General features: G+C 49.0%; 11 protein-coding genes and 1 tRNA gene. 5 read left to right on the top strand and 7 right to left on the bottom strand.

What is annotated here, in order from left to right; translation table 11 throughout:
• Positions 1-35 precede the first annotated feature (35 nt).
• Positions 36-2,723 (bottom strand): valine--tRNA ligase, encoded by a 2,688-nt coding sequence (locus tag HMPREF1493_RS06305; protein WP_035428767.1) that lies wholly within the window; start codon positions 2,721-2,723, stop codon positions 36-38.
• 297 nt (positions 2,724-3,020) lie between these two features.
• Between HMPREF1493_RS06305 and HMPREF1493_RS06300 the strand changes: the two genes are divergently transcribed.
• The 4 genes from HMPREF1493_RS06300 to HMPREF1493_RS06285 all read left to right on the top strand — a co-directional run bounded on the left by HMPREF1493_RS06300 (position 3,021) and on the right by HMPREF1493_RS06285 (position 7,434).
• Complete coding sequence (locus HMPREF1493_RS06300; protein WP_035428739.1) at positions 3,021-4,739, top strand: ABC transporter ATP-binding protein; 1,719 nt, start codon at positions 3,021-3,023, stop codon at positions 4,737-4,739.
• A 34-nt stretch (positions 4,740-4,773) separates the two neighbouring features.
• The gene (locus HMPREF1493_RS06295; RefSeq protein WP_035428738.1) at positions 4,774-5,508 is read left to right on the top strand and encodes a tRNA threonylcarbamoyladenosine dehydratase; all 735 of its coding nucleotides are present in this window, start codon (positions 4,774-4,776) and stop codon (positions 5,506-5,508) included.
• Positions 5,501-6,271 carry a TatD family hydrolase gene (locus HMPREF1493_RS06290; protein WP_035428736.1) on the top strand — a complete coding sequence of 257 codons (771 nt, stop codon included), beginning with the start codon at positions 5,501-5,503 and terminating at the stop codon, positions 6,269-6,271. The genes HMPREF1493_RS06295 and HMPREF1493_RS06290 overlap by 8 nt, the downstream gene beginning before the upstream one ends.
• A gap of 86 nt (positions 6,272-6,357) precedes the next feature.
• Positions 6,358-7,434 carry a glycosyltransferase family 8 protein gene (locus tag HMPREF1493_RS06285; RefSeq protein WP_035428735.1) on the top strand — a complete coding sequence of 359 codons (1,077 nt, stop codon included), beginning with the start codon at positions 6,358-6,360 and terminating at the stop codon, positions 7,432-7,434.
• A gap of 44 nt (positions 7,435-7,478) precedes the next feature.
• Here HMPREF1493_RS06285 and clpX read toward each other — a convergent pair whose 3' ends face one another.
• The 6 genes from clpX to carA form a co-directional block, all read right to left on the bottom strand.
• Positions 7,479-8,777 carry an ATP-dependent Clp protease ATP-binding subunit ClpX gene (gene clpX / locus HMPREF1493_RS06280; protein WP_051485332.1) on the bottom strand — a complete coding sequence of 433 codons (1,299 nt, stop codon included), beginning with the start codon at positions 8,775-8,777 and terminating at the stop codon, positions 7,479-7,481.
• 26 nt (positions 8,778-8,803) lie between these two features.
• Positions 8,804-9,412, bottom strand: a complete 609-nt coding sequence (locus HMPREF1493_RS06275; RefSeq protein WP_035428733.1) for an ATP-dependent Clp protease proteolytic subunit — start codon at positions 9,410-9,412, stop codon at positions 8,804-8,806.
• Between the two features lie 130 nt (positions 9,413-9,542).
• On the bottom strand, positions 9,543-10,952 hold the full coding sequence (gene tig, locus HMPREF1493_RS06270; protein WP_084058377.1) for a trigger factor: 1,410 nt from the start codon (positions 10,950-10,952) through the stop codon (positions 9,543-9,545).
• Between the two features lie 59 nt (positions 10,953-11,011).
• Positions 11,012-11,097, bottom strand: a tRNA-Leu gene (locus HMPREF1493_RS06265).
• A 145-nt stretch (positions 11,098-11,242) separates the two neighbouring features.
• Positions 11,243-14,464 carry a carbamoyl-phosphate synthase large subunit gene (gene carB, locus HMPREF1493_RS06260; protein WP_035428732.1) on the bottom strand — a complete coding sequence of 1,074 codons (3,222 nt, stop codon included), beginning with the start codon at positions 14,462-14,464 and terminating at the stop codon, positions 11,243-11,245.
• Entirely contained in the window at positions 14,464-15,717 is a 1,254-nt protein-coding gene (gene carA / locus HMPREF1493_RS06255) for a glutamine-hydrolyzing carbamoyl-phosphate synthase small subunit (protein ID WP_035428762.1), read from the bottom strand. Before carA ends, carB begins: the two co-directional genes overlap by 1 nt.
• Before the next feature lie 165 nt (positions 15,718-15,882).
• Here carA and HMPREF1493_RS06250 point away from each other — a divergent pair, with 165 nt between their 5' ends.
• The gene (locus HMPREF1493_RS06250; RefSeq protein ID WP_035428731.1) at positions 15,883-16,482 is read left to right on the top strand and encodes a DNA-3-methyladenine glycosylase; all 600 of its coding nucleotides are present in this window, start codon (positions 15,883-15,885) and stop codon (positions 16,480-16,482) included.
• Positions 16,483-16,635: the final 153 nt, after the last annotated feature.

The following is a 16,635-nucleotide window of genomic DNA, read 5'->3' as shown; positions in this document are numbered from 1 at the left end:
ACATGATGCGGCTGTTACACCGCATCAAGTTTTACCTATGAGAAGTCAGCAATCTGCTGCTCTAGCTGAGCAACAAGTGTAGTAAGTTCTTCTGCGCGTACACGTTTCTTCTCGATAACTTCAGGCGCTGCCTTAGCAACAAAGCCTTCGTTAGCAAGGGTACGCTCCACACCAGAAAGCTCCTTCTTTGCAGACTCAAGATCTTTCTGAAGACGCTTTGCCTCAGCAGCAAGGTCAACAAGCTCACCAAGAACAACGTACATCTCAAGGCCAGCGTCGGTGACAGAGACAGAACCAGCGGGCTTCTGAGGAGCCTCAGCAACCTCAAGCGAGCTTACACGGCCAACGTTCTGGATGAACGCTGCCTGCTCCTTTAGAGCTGCAACATCCTGTGCTGGAGCTTTGACCACAACAGCAAGGTCTGTCTTTGGAGACAGCCTATAACGAGCGCGAGAAGAACGAACAGCAGAAACAACGGTCTTAGCAAGCGAGAAGTTATGCTCAGCTGCCTCGTCAACAAAGTTGGCAAGTTTCTGTGGGTCTGGCCACTCAGAGATCATCAAGAACTCTGCATCGTGACTCAGAAGACCGGATGCAGGAAGAGCATCCCAAACGCTCTCGGTAACAAATGGCATTGCAGGATGCAGAAGCCTCATGCTGACGTCCAGGACAAAGACAAGGTTGCGCTGAACCTGCAGGCGCTCCTCAGGAGTTCCGTCTAGAAGGCGACCCTTGCAGAGCTCAATGTACCAGTCGCAGACATCATTCCAGAAGAAAGACTGAATGTTGCGAGCATACTCGCCAAAGCCATAGGTCTCAAGCTGCTCAGTTGTCTCTGCTACAACCTTAGCAAGGCGCGAGAACATCCATGCATCTTCAGGTGTCTCTGCCTTTGGCATGCCAGCAGTGTAACCGTCAAGGTTCATCTGAACAAAACGGCTTGCATTCCAAATCTTAGTAACAAAAGAACGTGCCTGATCAGTTCTTGGAGACTCAATAAGCTCACGGGTCTTCTTATCAAGAACAGCATCAAACTTGACGTCCTGGTTATTAGTAATAAGCGTAAGCAGGTTATAACGCATTGCGTCAGCACCATACTTAGCAATCAGGTCCATAGGATCTACACCATTACCCTTTGACTTGGACATACGGCTGCCGTCCTTAGCCAAAATGGTTGCGTAGATGTAGACATCGTGGAATGGAATCTCTTTGGTGAAGTAAAGCGAACTCATAATCATGCGAGCAACCCAAAGAGCAATGATATCTCGAGCGGTCACCAGGACCTGTGTTGGGTGGTGACCCTCAAGCTGCTCAGGATGATCTGGCCAACCCTGTGTAGCAAAAGTCCACAGCTGAGAAGAGAACCAGGTATCCAGAACGTCCTCATCCTGATGAACGTGATGACCGCCGCACTTTGGACAGACATCGGTGTCTTCCATAAGAGCGTCCTGCCAGCCACAATCATCGCAGTAGAACACAGGAATGCGGTGACCCCACCAAAGCTGCCTGGAGATATTCCAGTCACGGAGATTCTCCATCCAAGTGAGGTAGGTCTGAGTCCAACGCTCTGGGTGGAAGGTAACCTGACCGTCTTTAACTACCTGTGCTGCAGGCTCTTTGAGCTTATCAACGGCAACAAACCACTGCTCAGAGAGCCATGGCTCAAGAGTTGTGCCGCAGCGGTAGCAATGCATAACGGAGTGATCAAGATCTTCAACGTGATCAAGCAGGCCATGCTCTTCAAACCAAGCAACAATAGCCTCGCGAGCCTGATCTCTATCAAGACCAGAAAACTCACCGTAACCGTCAACAACAACAGCGTGCTCATCAAAAATGTTGATCTGCTCAAGGTTATGAGTCTGGCCCATAGCAAAGTCATTAGGGTCATGAGCTGGAGTTACCTTAACAAAACCGGTACCAAAACCTGCGTCAACATGCCAGTCAGAGAAAATTGGAAACTCTCGATTAACAATGGGCAGAATAACAGTCTTTCCAACAAGATCGGCCTTTTCTGGATCTTGAGGAGAGACAGCTACGCCGGTATCACCCAACATAGTCTCTGGACGAGTAGTTGCTACGGTAATGTACTCAACGCCATTAACAGGCTCTTTGAGCGGGTAACGCAGGTACCAAAGATGGCCCTTCTCATCAGCGTACTCCGCCTCATCGTCAGAGATAGAAGTCTCACAATGAGGACACCAGTTTACGATACGCTTTCCGCGATAAATGAGCTGGTCATGATACCAGTCAACAAAGACCTTACGTACTGCCTGAGTGTACTCAGGAGACATGGTGAACTTCTCGTCATTAAAATCAATGGAGCAGCCCATGCGCTTAATCTGAGAAACAATGGTTCCGCCGTACTCGCGCGTCCAATCCCAGCAAGCATCCAGGAACTTCTCGCGACCAATTTCAAGACGAGAAATACCCTCTGACTTAAGCTTTTTATCAACCTTAGTCTGAGTTGCAATGCCTGCGTGGTCAGTTCCTAGAATCCAACGAGTTGAGTAACCGCGCATGCGAGAATAACGAATGTAGGTGTCCTGGATGGTGTCATCCATGGCATGACCCATGTGAAGGATGCCAGTAACGTTTGGTGGAGGGATAACTACCGTACGGTCTTCAGTTCCTTTGCTGCGACCATAGCAATCTGCCTTTATCCACTTTTCAATGAGCTCAGGCTCAGCTGCCTGAGGATCATAATTCTTGGGCATTTCTTCCACAGTAATCTTGCCTTTCATATGCTTTTAGCAGTATTCCTATTAACCATTTGAACAGTATAATGCATTGAAACAGATGTGGTTTAGGGGAATATATTAATGTAATTTTAATATTACATATAAAAAATTACACTTTGTATAAAAAGTAGTAGTATTGATTTGTCACAACATTCAATTCAAAGTTTTAGCTGAAAGAAGCCATAACAAACATATCAAACACTAAAATTGATTGAAAAAATCAACAACATTTAAATCAAAAGTATAGTCAACAATTTTTTCTACAGGTTAAGAAGGTTTGACATGAAAAGCACTGTTAAAGAAATTCAAAACGACCTTAAACGGAGTCTTTTTTGGAGTAATAAAAAGTTGTTATTCGGCTCCTTTTTCTTTACAACTTCTTTAGAACTAGTTACGGTATGTTCACCCTACATAACTTCAATTCTCATGAATTCCGCTGTGTCAGGATCATTTAATGATTTTCTACAAGGTTGTCTATTTGCCGCCATATTAACAATCTCAGCAATTACAAATAAATTAGTGGTTCGTTATTTTGTTCCTAATTATCTCTATCATGCTGCTAACTCTTATCGCAACACCGCATTTAAATACATGCTGAAAAAAGGTATAAACTCGTTTGAAGCAAGTGGTAGTTCCGTTTATGTATCTGCACTTACTAATGATTTAAATACTATAGAGACTACATATCTTGAACAGATGTTTTCTTTGGTAAGCGATAGTATATCTTTCATTGTGGCCCTCATAATGCTAATGGTTCAAAGCATTCCATTAACTATGGTAGCTATTGCCGCTTCAATTCTTCCTCTAATCATTGGCGTAAAGCTAGGTGGAACACTCGGTAAAATTCAAAAAGAATCTTCTGCAAAAACTAGCCAATTCATTGCCCAAGTCACTGATCTAGTAAAAGGCTTTCCTTTGATAAAAGCTTACGGTGCAACAAAGGCTGCAGTGAGACTTTTTGAGAAAGACAATACCGCTCTTGAAAGCTCAAAAAGAGAAAGTAGAAAAACTACTCGATTCATTAATACTCTGAGTTGGAGTGCTTTCGGCTTATCTCAATGGGCTGTTTTGATTGCTGGTACATATCTTTGTATTTCAAATCAAGGAGTAACACCTGGTGTAATTCTTATGGCCACGTTACTTATGAACTACATTAGTCTCCCTTTACAAACAATTCCACCGGTACTCGCATCACGTAAGGCCTCAAATGATTTGATTTTAAAATTTTCTGAGACTCTTGCTGACAATGAAGAAGAAGAGGGGCAACAGACATTAGATAAAGTTACAAAAGGAATAGTCATCAACAATCTTTCATTTGCTTACGAACAAAATAAAGCTGTGCTGAAAAATTTATCAATCAAACTTCTACCTAATAAAAGTTATGCAATTGTTGGAATATCAGGATCTGGAAAATCTACTTTATTTAATCTGCTCATGGGCGGCAATTTAAGTTATCAAGGAAATATATTTTACGATAGCTTAGAGTTAAGAACTATTGATAAAAAGAGTCTCTATCAAAATGTTTCACTCGTACAACAAGAGAATTTCTTATTCAATGCATCCATTGAAGACAACATTACTATGTTCGAAAGTCACTCAAAAGATGCTATTTCTCAAGCATGTGAAAAGGCTGGGCTTACAGAGTTCATTAAACAAAATAAACTGAGCTATCAATGTGGTGAAGCAGGTTCAAACCTTTCTGGTGGCGAACGTCAAAGAATCTGTATTGCTAGAAGTTTGTTAAAGGGTTCTAACGTTCTGTTTTTCGATGAAGCTACATCAGCGCTTGACCATTCAACTACTGACCAAATTATAAATTCAATAACAAATCTCACAGGAACACTACGCCTAGTTATTACACACAACTTAGAGGAAGCTCAGCTGAAAAAATTTGACGAAATTATTGTAATGAAGGAAGGTAGTATTATCGAAATGGGTTCGTTTGAGGAACTTATGCAACAAAATCATTACTTTAAGGCCCTCTATACTCTTGAACAATAAATACTATCTGCAGATACTTTTTATGAGGAGCTCTATGTCTGCCACAATTCCTGAAGCCACTGCTCGACTTGAACTTGTTCTAGGAAAAGACCGCCTTGGACAGATTCAAAATTCCTGCGTCATGGTCTTAGGTCTTGGTGGCGTTGGTTCAAACTGTGTTCAGGCGCTGGCCAGAGGCGGTGTAGGCTCGTTTGTTTTAGTGGATGCCGATGCAGTAGAAGCATCCAACCTAAACAGGCAGGCTATTGCCTATGTGAGCACCATTGGAAAAAGAAAAGTTGACGTTACCAAAGAGATGATTCTGGACATTAATCCAGACGCTCACGTGGTCACACTTGACGCGTTTTTGCTTAAAGACAACGTTGACGAGCAGCTCTCTGCTCTTCCAAAACCAGATGTTGTAGTTGATGCCATCGATACCATTTCTGCCAAATTAGCTGTTGTGGCATGGTGTCAGAAAAACGATATCTACCTCATCTCCAGCATGGGCGGCGGCAATAAGATCCACCCAGAACTTCTGGAGATTACTACGCTTTCAAAAACGCATACCGATGCTCTTGCAAGAGTAATGAGAAAAGAGTCCAAGAAGCGTGGACTTGCCGACTTCCGTGTTCTCTACTCCCCTGAGCCAGCGCGACCAGTTTTTGCACCAGAGGGCGCAACGGGCAAATCTGCCAAGCTAGGAACTATGTCCTACTACCCTCCTATTATGGGTCAAATGATTGCCTCAGACGTTATTTTGCACTTGTCAGGGCTTGATCATGAGTAACCTCACGTATTTTGATGCGCACGTCCATGCCAACCTTATGGACTCCCCGCTCAATGTAGCGAGAAGTTCCCATGACGCCGGATTAGGTTTCTTTACCTGCGGTGTTACTCCTCACGACTACCTAGAACTTGCTCCTCAGCTTACGCAAGACAACATCCGTGTGGGACTAGGAGCACATCCCTGGTACATCTCTGATGGGCGCGTTACTCAAAAAGATATAGAGCTCCTGCTAGAGCTTATGGAGCAGACATCTTACCTTGGCGAGATTGGACTAGATTTTTCTTCTCGCTATTGTGTTGATGGGTTGCAAGATTTGCAGGTTAAGGCCTTTACAAAGATCTGCGCACGTGCAGCAGAGCTTTCACGCAACGACCAGCCACGAGTGCTCTCGATGCACACCGTGAGAAGCGTTGATACGGTACTAGATATTCTTGAGCAGACAGGTGCCGCTCAAGAGTGTGTTTCTATCATCCATTGGTTTAGCGGTAGCTCAGAAGAGCTCCAAAGGGCTATTAAGCTTGGCTGTTGGTTCTCTGTTGGCGAGATGAGCCTTAAGACTAAGCGTGGCCGTGAATACGCTAAGGTATACCCAAAAGATAAGCTTCTTACCGAGACTGACCTTCCCTCCAGTGATCACACAGATATTGACTCGACGTACATTGTGGACAGCCTTAAGCGAGCTCTTCTTGGACTCAGTGAGGCCCGTGGATACTCTGTGCAAAGTGAAGTAATGGCAAACGCAGCAGGCGTTTTTGGCGTCTAAGTGTTAAAGTCTTACGTATGAGAAGATTACGTAAAATACCCACACAACGCCTTGTTGGAACAGGCAGGGCGCAACTTTCTGGAGCAATGCTTGCAAGCTCATCCGATGAGCTGGGTCTTGCCCTTAATGACGTTGTGCTTGTTTTTGCCTGCAGCGATAACTTTGTGCCGTATTTATCTGTAGCAATTCAATCCATCATTGAGAACGTCAATCCAGAGCGTCGTTACGACATCATTGTTTTGACTCGTGACCTCACTCCTACCAGCATGATTACGCTTACTCGTCAGGCTCAGCTTGTTGATAACGTCCATGTTGGTTTCTTAGATGTTGATGCTGCTCTCGGAGATATTGAGCTTCCTCATCATGGTCACTTTAGACCAGAAACTTACTACAGGCTGCTTGCTCCCTCGCTGCTTCCTAACGTCAATAAAGCCATCTACCTTGACTCTGACCTGGTAGTTAATACCGATATTGCTGAGCTCTATGATATCGACGTCACAGGATACTTGGTAGGCGCTACGCGCGACGCAGATACTATTGGTCAGATTGATGGCTATGACGCCACAGTTGGCCCCTACCTCAAAAATGAGCTAGGTATGGATGATCCTCACGATTACTTCCAGGCAGGCGTCATTTTGATGAACCTGGAAGAGATTAGAAAGCAAATTTCTCCTGAGGAGTTTCTAAAGGTCTCAACCATGCGCGCATGGCGCTGGCTTGATCAAGATGTCCTTAACAGGTTTGTGAACGGCCATTATCTTCGTATTAATATGAAGTGGAATTACCTGGTAGACTGGCAATTCCTCCGCCGTGATCACATTGTTGCTCAGGCGCCAAAAGATGTGCGAGAAGAATACGAAGAAGCTCGTAAGAATATCTGCATTGCGCATTTTGCAGGACCAGACAACAGGCCTTGGCTCTATCCAAACTCAGATCTTGCAGGCCTTTTCTGGTTCTATGCTCGTCGCTCCCCTTACCTTGAGGAGCTCCGCTCACAGCTTGAAGAGTCAAGACGTACGGTAAGAGGTCTATCTCACCGCGTGCAAAGTGGTGTTCTTTTCCGCGGCTTGATGCCTTTGTTTGATACCGTCTTTCCACCAGGCACCAAAACCCGCACCCAACTTATTACGTCATACAACAAACTTGGTGGCGGCAATTTATAACGCAAAAGGAGGCCTTTCGACCTCCTTTTTTATTACTAAGCGAGTTATTTCTTTTTACCCTTAATGATTTCTGGAGCATTTTCTCCGCCAACACTTTCTGGAGTGACCACAACCTTTGTGATATCCAAATCTGATGGCAGGTCAAACATGGTCTCTTGTAGCGTAGACTCGCAAATTGCACGAAGACCACGAGCACCGGTGCCGCGAGCTAAAGCCTTCTTAGCAATCTCTCTGAGTGAATCCTCAGTAAACTCTAGGTCTACTCCCTCAAGCTCAAACATGCGCTTGTACTGCTTGGTAAGAGCGTTCTTTGGATCTGTGAGGATACTCATCAGATCTTCCTCACCAAGCTCACGAGTAGAAGTGATAACAGGAATACGGCCCAAAAGCTCTGGAATCATGCCAAACCTGTGCAGATCCTGAGGCATTACCTTGGCGATAAGCTCAGACTCACCTTCTTTGACATTCTGAGCAACATCAGAGTTAAAGCCAATTCCCTTTTTACCAATGCGGTCAGCAACAATCTTATCCAGGCCAACAAAAGCGCCGCCACAGATGAACAAGATATTGGTGGTATCAATGTGAATAAGCTCCTGTTGAGGGTGCTTACGGCCACCTGTTGGCGGAACACTTGCAACGGTACCCTCAAGAATCTTCAGAAGCGCCTGCTGAACGCCTTCACCAGAGACGTCACGAGTAATAGAGAGATTCTCGGCCTTGCGAGCAATCTTATCAATCTCATCGATGTAAACAATGCCTACCTGAGCTCGCTCAACATCGCCATCCGCGGCAGTAATAAGCTTAAGCAAGATATTTTCGACATCTTCACCAACGTAACCAGCTTCGGTAAGAGTTGTTGCGTCAGCAATAGCAAATGGAACCTCAAGAAAACGAGCAAGCGTCTGAGCAAGCAGCGTTTTACCAGTACCAGTTGGACCCAGCAGCAAGATGTTGGACTTTGCAATCTCAACATCCTCCTGGCCTTCCTGAGGCTCATCATTGCCCGAGAGAATACGGCGATAGTGGTTATACACCGCAACCGACATAGCACGCTTTGCGTCTTCCTGACCCATTACGTACTGAGACAGCTCATTGTAAATCTCATGCGGAGTTGGCAGGTCTTTGATAACAGGCTCATCAGAGTGAGTCTCAATCTCTGACTCTTCATCAAAGCCAAGAGACTCATCAATCATATCCGAGCAGGTAGAGACACATTCGTCACAAATGCAGACTCCACCAGGGCCCTGAATAAGCTTATTTACCTGCGACCTACTCTTTCCGCAGAAAGAACAGTGCATCTCATCTAATCCGCCAAAAGGCGAGAAGTTCTGGTCATTAGCCATAACTTAAACCCTCAATACGAGAACAATTATTGGTCGTTACGAGAAGAGATAACGCGGTCAACCAGACCGTAGTCACAAGCCTCCTGTGCACGAAGATAATTATCGCGCTCGGTGTCTACATTGACCTTCTCGATAGGCTGTCCAGTATAATCCGAAAGCAACTCATTGAGGTGCTGGCGAATCCACTTTGTCTCATCTGCAATAATCTGAATATCGGTCTGCTGACCCTGAACGCCACTGGATGGCTGGTGAATCATAACCATAGAGTTAGGAAGCGCAAGACGCTTACCCTTTGCACCGGCAGCAAGAAGAACAGCTCCCATTGATGCTGCCATACCAACGCAGATGGTAGAAACATCTGGCTTGATGAAGTTCATGGTGTCAAGAATACCCAGGCCTGCATAAACGTCTCCACCAGGAGAGTCAATGTAGAGAGAAATATCCTTGTCTGGATCCTGGCTCTCAAGGTGCAAAAGCTGTGCAATGACCAGATTTGCAGAATCGCGCGTTACAGGCTCACCCAAGAAAACAATTCGATCGTTGAGCAGTCTGGAATAGATGTCATAGGTACGCTCACCACGAGGAGTCTGCTCAATAACATACGGAATGGTTGGAGTGTTTGTTGGATAATGCATAATCCTCCTTCAAAGGTCTTTTCTTAGAAACATACCCCGGGAAGCATATCTCTAACCCGGGGTATGAAAAATTCAAAGTAACTGCAACTTTAGCGCAGTCTTTCTGGCGAGAAACCCAACCAGTTGCGGACTACTCAGCGTCCTTCTCTGCGTCCTCGTTCTTCTTAGCTGCCTTCTTCTTAGCAGGAGCCTTCTTAGCAGGCTTCTTCTCTGCCTTCTTCTCTTCCTTAGCAGCCTCAGCAATCTCGTCGACAACGGTGACGGTTGCGTTGTCACGCAGCCAATCAAGAGCCTTAGAGCGACGGATGGACTCACGGATTGCAGGAAGACGGCCAGCCTTGCGCCACTCCTCAATTGCAGACTCAACGTTAGGAACACCGGCACGCTCAAACTCTGCGCGGATGTCCTCCTCAGTTGCCTCAAGCTTAAGCTCTGCAGCTACTGCGTCAAGAGCCAGGGACTGACGTGCGCGCTCCTCAGCCTGAACGCGAAGATCAGAGATGAAGTCATCGGTCTTAATGCCGCGTGCAGCCAGGAACATATCAAGGCTCATGCCCTGCTGCTGAAGACCATTCAGAAACTCCTGAGCAATCTCGTTGAAGACCTCGTTCTTGTACTCCTCTGGGACCTCGTCAAGCTGAAGACGCTTGCCTACAGCCTCAACAACGCGGTCCTCTTTAAGAGTTGGAAGAGAATTCTTCTTGTCGGACTCAATCTCAGACTTAACAGCCTCACGGAGTTTCTCGACCGTGTCATAACCAAAGGTGTTCTTTGCAAGCTCGTCAGTCAGCTCTGGAGTGACGGACTTCTTGTGAGCAACAACCTTGACGTTGATGTCGTAATCGTGGGAGTGAACCTCATCTCCATGAGTGTGACTGTGAGTCCACTTGACCTCTTTCTCCTCACCTGGCTTCATGCCAATGAGTGCCTCCTCAAGCTCTTTTGGAGCCTGGGTGCCATTAAGGGTAAGAACGCGGTCCTCGCCCTCCATGTGAGCAGCGCCCTCAATGTTCTTGATGTCTACACCAATGGTGTCGCCCTCTTTGACAGCGCGCTTCTCCTTGGTGTTCTCAAACTTAGCCTGATAAGACAGAAGCTGCTTAATCTGGTGATCAACCTCAGCCTCAGTTGCCTCATTTGGAGGCATGTTGATTGCAGGAGCATCGTAAGAATCAAGCTTAGCCTCAGGACGAACGTTGAAGACTACCTCGTAGGAGTAATCCTGGCCCTCAACAGGAAGGTCTGCATCCTGGTTGTAATCACCACGGCCGACAGGAACAAGGTCAAGCTCCTCAAGAAGCTGTGGCTCTGCTGCGCCGAGAAGATCGTTGGTTGCCTGAGCAAGGACTGCCTCGCGGCCAACAATGCCATCAATGACAGGACGAGGTGCGCGGCCCTTGCGGAAACCCTGGAAGGAATACTTGTTTGCAATGTCCTTGTAAGCCTGCTTAATGGCAGCGTCTACCTCTGCAGCAGGAACTGTAACCTTGACGGTGAGTTTCTCGTCAACTGGCTTATCTGCGGTAACGGTGATGTTCAACGTTCCTCCAGTGTCTCGTAAAAAATGCTGGCGTACCAGCTCTTAACCAAATTTCTGCATGGTGCGGGCGGAGGGAATCGAACCCCCACGGACTTAGTCCACTAGAACCTAAATCTAGCGCGTCTGCCAGTTCCGCCACGCCCGCATATTTATGCAGCCTTGCAATAATAACAAACTTTTGCGCTCTTCACTAGGAGAACTTCGTATTCTAAACACTTCCCTCACGAAAAAAGACCGGCCTTTTTCAAGACCGGTCTTGTTCAAGTAGAAACTAATTATTCTTGCGCGCTTTAAAGGTCTTGCAGCGCAAAGGTCTCTGGCTCGCTCTTTCTTGCTGCTGCGAGTGCCTGGATAAGAGCGGTAGCTGCAGACATTGCGGTGACGCAGGTAATACCCTGGCTGACAGCTTCTGCGCGCATCTTAGTGCCGTCGCTATGAGCCTCGTGACCATGAGGCGTATTGATGATGAAGCTGACGGTCTTATCGCGCATAAGGTCAACAACATTTGGATGACCATCGGAAATGCGGTTGACAGTGGTGCAGTCAATTCCAGCTGCACGCAGCGTCTTTGCGGTACCGCCCGTGGTGTAGATGCCGTAGCCAAGGTTCTCCAGAGCCATAGCAACAGGAGCAATGGCGCGCTTATCGCGGTCGCACACACTGATGAAGACGGAGCCCTGCTCAGGCAGCTTGTTCTCAACTGCCTCGCGAGTCTTTGCGTACGCTGCTGGGAAGGTGCGGGCAATACCCATAACCTCACCGGTGGACTTCATCTCTGGGCCAAGGATTGAGTCAGCACCAGGGAACCTAGACCAAGGCATGACTGCCTCTTTGACCGCGTAGTAATCGACGGTGCGATTCTCGTCTGGAAGCAGGCCTTGTGCTCTAAGCTCACTGATCTTCTCGCCAGCCATAATGCGAGATGCGTATTTGGCCAGGGAAACGCCAGTTGCCTTTGACGAGAAAGGCACGGTTCTAGAAGCGCGAGGATTGAGCTCGATGACAAAGACGTGCTCGTCGCGGACAGCGTACTGGATGTTCAGGAGACCTCGGATACCGCAGGCAAGCGCCAGTTTTTTGGTGATGGCCCTAATCTGGTCAACAATCTTTTCAGAGAGCGAGAAGGGCGGCCAGCAGCAAGCGGAGTCGCCAGAGTGAATACCGCACTCCTCGATGTGCTCCAGGACGGAGCCTACATAACACTCCTCGGTGTCGCAGAGAGCGTCAACGTCCAGCTCAATGGCGTCCTCCAGGAAGGCGTCCAGGTAGACAGGACGATCTGGCGTGACGTGCGTCGCGGACTCCATGTAGGTGACCAGGTCGGAGTCATCGTAGACAATGGCCATGCCGCGACCACCAAGAACGTAGCTTGGGCGGACAATCAGCGGGTAACCAATGCGGCGCGCAGCGTCGCGAGCCTCGTCCATAGTAGAAGCAACTGCCGATGGTGGGCAGGCAATGTTCAGGCGGTCAAGAAGGGCTGCGAAGCGGTCGCGGTCTTCTGCCAGGTCAATTGCCTCTGGCTGAGTGCCCATGATTGGAACGCCAGCGTCCTTCAAGGCGCGTGCTAGCTTGATTGGCGTCTGGCCACCAAGGGTAACAATGACGCCTTCTGGCTTCTCAACCTCAATGACATCCATGACGTCTTCAAAGGTCAGAGGCTGGAAATACAGGCGATCAGAGGTGTCGTAGTCTGTTGAGACCGTCTCAGGATTGCAGTTGACCATGACCGTCTCATAGCCCTGCTCGCGAAGAGCGTAAGCAGCATGTACGCAGCAGTAGTCAAACTCAATGCCCTGACCAATACGGTTAGGACCAGCGGAAAGAATCATGACACGTGGCTTTTCTGCCTCAACGTACTCTGTGGCATTGCCCTTCTCGTACGTGACGTAGTGGTACTGCGTGGTTGCGCCAAACTCACCAGCACAGGTATCTACTGTCTTGACCTGTGGGCGAACACCCAGCACTTCCCTCACAGCGCGAACAACGTCTGTCTTGGTGCCGGTAAGATGCGCAAGCTGCTCATCCGAGAAGCCCAGCTGCTTGGCAGCAAGCATGTTATCGGTGGTGAGGCCAGAAAGTCCCAGCTCTTTGATGCGTTTCTCGGCGTTGATGATGCCTGCCATACGGTGTAGATACCAAGGATCAATGCCGGTCATATCGTGGATGCGCTCAACGCTCCAGTTTCTGCGCAGAGCCTCAGCAACGTAGAAAATACGCTCTGGTGTTGGCTTGCTGACCAGCTCATCAAAGTTCTTCTCGTCAAAGACATCGCGGCCGTCTGCGCCCAGACCAGCGCGATCTTGCTCCAGGGAACGAAGCGCCTTCTGCAGGGCCTCCTCAAAGGTCCTACCCATGGCCATAGCCTCACCGACCGACTTCATGCGGGTGGTCAGAACGCGGCTGGTGCCCTTGAACTTGACAAAGGCAAAGCGAGGAACCTTGACCACGCAGTAGTCGATGGAAGGCTCAAAGGCAGCAGGAGTTGCCTTGGTGATGTCGTTGGTAATCTCATCCAGCGTGTAGCCAACAGAAAGCAGCGCAGCCATCTTTGCAATTGGGAAGCCAGTTGCCTTGGAAGCCAGCGCGGAAGAGCGGCTGACGCGAGGGTTCATCTCAATAACAATGACGCGGCCGTTAGTTGGGTTAACCGCAAACTGAACGTTAGAGCCACCGCAGGCTACGCCTACACGCTCGAGAATAGCGATGGAGTAGTCGCGGAGATTCTGGAGTTCTTCATCGGTAAGCGTCTGAGCTGGCGCAACGGTGATGGAGTCTCCCGTGTGAACGCCCATTGGATCGAGGTTCTCGATGGAGCAGACAACAATACCGTTACCTGCGGTATCGCGCATGACCTCCATCTCAATCTCTTTCCAGCCCTCAATGGACTCCTCTACCAGTACCTCGTGCTCTGGAGAAAGCAGGAGGCCCTGCTCAACAATCTCTACGAGCTCTTCTGGAGTGTGCGCAATGCCGCCGCCTGCACCGCCAAGGGTGAAGCTTGGGCGAATGACCACAGGATATCCCAGCTCAGCAACAATACGCTGGGCGTCTTCCATGGAGTGAGCGATGTCTGCGCGAGCAACCTCCAGGCCAATGTCCTGGACTGCCTCGCTGAAGAGCTCGCGGTCCTCGCCGGTACGAATGGACTCCAGGTTGCAGCCGATCACCTCAATGTTGTACTTGTCAAGAACGCCCGCCTCGCCAAGTCCGATAGTGCAGTTCAGAGCAGTCTGGCCGCCCATGTTTGGCAGGAGCGCATCAGGACGCTCGCGCTCAATGACGCGGGTCACCGACTCAACGGTGATTGGCTCAACGTAGGTCCTGTCTGCAGTTTCTGGGTCGGTCATGATGGTTGCTGGATTTGAATTGACCAGAACAACCTCAAAGCCCTCTTTGCGAAGGGCGCGGCATGCTTGCGTGCCAGAATAGTCAAACTCGCAAGCCTGACCAATAACAATTGGACCAGAGCCAATGACTAGGATTTTCTTTATATCAGTACGCTTTGGCATTAGAAGCGCCTCCCCTCACGAACGTCGATGGCAAGATAGTCAGACTGTCCCTCCATCAAACGAGCAAACGCCTTGAACAAGTAGGATGAATCGTGAGGTCCTGGGCTTGCCTCAGGGTGATACTGGACGGAAAACGCTGGGATATCCAGGAACTGAATGCCCTCTGGAGTTCCGTCATTAAGGTTGACGTGTGTGAGTCTGACGCGGCCAAACTCCTTTGTCTGGACAACAGGAGCAATGCGCCTTGCGGACCACTCACAGAGGTTGTCAAAGTGCTCGGAGATTCCACCAGACTCCTCAGCAATAAGCTTGCCCAAGCTTGGGAAAACCAGACCATAGTTGTGGTTTTGAGCAGTAATCTCAACCTTACCGGTCAGAAGATTCATAACTGGTTCGTTGCCACCATGGTGTCCAAATTTGAGTTTCTCGATATCTGCACCTGCGACAATGGAGAGCATCTGGTTGCCCAGGCAGATACCAAAGACGGGAACCTTACCCAGAACGCCGCGAGCAGCCTCCTGCGTAGCGTCAACCTGCTCTGGGTCACCAGGGCCGTTGGAGAAGAAGATGCCGTCTGGGTTGTAGGCCAAGGCGTCCTCAGCAGGTGTGTTCCACGGTACAACCGTGACCTCGCAGCCGTTTGCCGCAAGACCCTGGAGAATGCCGTTCTTCTCGCCACAGTCGTATGCGACAACGTTGAAGCGCTTCTTGGACGTAGCGGGAACCACGTGGGGTGCGTCGACGGACACGTCGGGGACAAAGTTGTGCTCGGAGATGTTGGGCGATGCCTGGACGCGCGCGAGCAAGTGGGCGGGGTCCAGGTCCTCGGTGGAGATGGCTGCCTTCTGTGCGCCAAAATCGCGCAGGTGCATGGTCAGCGCACGAGTATCGATGCCCTCGATGGCAACGACGCCGTTTTCCTGCAGAAACTCTGGCAGGCTCTGCTTGGACGTCCAGTTGCTTGGTTCGTAGCACATGTCGTGGACGACAAAACCACGCAGGTGCAAAACGTCTCGCTGCATGACCGCAGGATCGATGCCGTAGTTGCCTACCTGCGGATAGGTCAGTGTGACAATCTGGCCGGCATAACTTGGATCGGAGATAATCTCCTGGTAGCCGGTCATAGACGTGTTAAAAACAATCTCGCCGAAGGTCTCTCCACTAGCACCACAGCACCTCCCCTCGAAGGTTGTTCCGTCTTCGAGAACAAGCAGCGCACGAGGCTGTGAGGTGGCACTTGCCAGTGGATTCATATACTCTCCGATCTGCGTAGGAGCATGCCGAGCCATAAAAAAAGAGCACTCCTTGTGGAGGCTCAACAGCGAACATGCGCACTCAACGCTATGGGCCTTGCCGGTGTCTCGCACCGTCCTTAAAGGTTGGTAGTATTGTAACGCATAACCAATAAAGGAGATGGCATGTTTCCAGATTTTCTAGAGAATCCCTCAGATGTGGCCGCGCCGCTGCTGCTGGGATGCACTCTGACAAGGACAATTACGCTTAATGGCGAGAAACACAAACTAGTTGCAAGAATTGTGGAGACCGAAGCTTACGACCAAGACGATCCGTCGAGTCATGCGTTTGGCGGTCCTAGCGAGCGCAATGCAGCCATGTTTGGACCTGCAGGTCATCTGTACGTTTATGTTTCGTACGGAATGCATCACTGCTGCAATGTGGTGTGTGGTCCTGAGGGCTTTGGCAGCGGTTGCTTGGTGCGCGCGGTTGAGCCTCTTGAGAGTGTAGAGGTGATGCGCGAGCTCCGTGAAGCAGGGCGTGCGTACAAGCACCCGCTCAAGCTGCACGACCTCACTAACGGGCCAGGTAAAGTGTGCGCTGCACTTGGCATTGACAAGGGACTCTATGGACATGATCTAACGAATGAACCGCTTGTGCTGGGCTTTGCTCCCCTGTTACCAGGAGAAACAATGGGGTGTTCACCTCGCGTAGGCATTAGCAAAAACGCTAATGCTCAGAAGCGCTTTTTCATCGAGGGAAACGCGTTTGTTTCAAGAGCTTAGGTCATTTCAAGAGCGCAAGACGGGACCAAAATACTATCAATGGGCAGCACAAAAAAGGACCTTGGGAGATGATGTGACCCCCAAAAGTTAGACTTTTATAGCGTAGCAGTTTATATGACTGCTACGCTATTTTTATGCAGCCAAGAGTCTAAG

This window comes from Atopobium sp. ICM42b (genome assembly GCA_000564995.1).
Taxonomy (GTDB): Bacteria; Actinomycetota; Coriobacteriia; order Coriobacteriales; family Atopobiaceae; genus Lancefieldella.
The sequence above is the reverse complement of the archived record's forward strand: the minus strand, read 5'-3'. Positions and strand labels throughout refer to the sequence as shown.

Coding starts and splice junctions, on each gene's coding strand:
- HMPREF1493_RS06300 (WP_035428739.1), top strand. CDS start 3,021: ATGAAAAGCACTGTTAAAGAAATTCAAAACGACCTTAAACGGAGTCTT.
- HMPREF1493_RS06295 (WP_035428738.1), top strand. CDS start 4,774: ATGTCTGCCACAATTCCTGAAGCCACTGCTCGACTTGAACTTGTTCTA.
- HMPREF1493_RS06290 (WP_035428736.1), top strand. CDS start 5,501: ATGAGTAACCTCACGTATTTTGATGCGCACGTCCATGCCAACCTTATG.
- HMPREF1493_RS06285 (WP_035428735.1), top strand. CDS start 6,358: ATGCTTGCAAGCTCATCCGATGAGCTGGGTCTTGCCCTTAATGACGTT.
- clpX (WP_051485332.1), bottom strand. CDS start 8,777: ATGGCTAATGACCAGAACTTCTCGCCTTTTGGCGGATTAGATGAGATG.
- HMPREF1493_RS06275 (WP_035428733.1), bottom strand. CDS start 9,412: ATGCATTATCCAACAAACACTCCAACCATTCCGTATGTTATTGAGCAG.
- carB (WP_035428732.1), bottom strand. CDS start 14,464: ATGCCAAAGCGTACTGATATAAAGAAAATCCTAGTCATTGGCTCTGGT.
- carA (WP_035428762.1), bottom strand. CDS start 15,717: ATGAATCCACTGGCAAGTGCCACCTCACAGCCTCGTGCGCTGCTTGTT.
- HMPREF1493_RS06250 (WP_035428731.1), top strand. CDS start 15,883: ATGTTTCCAGATTTTCTAGAGAATCCCTCAGATGTGGCCGCGCCGCTG.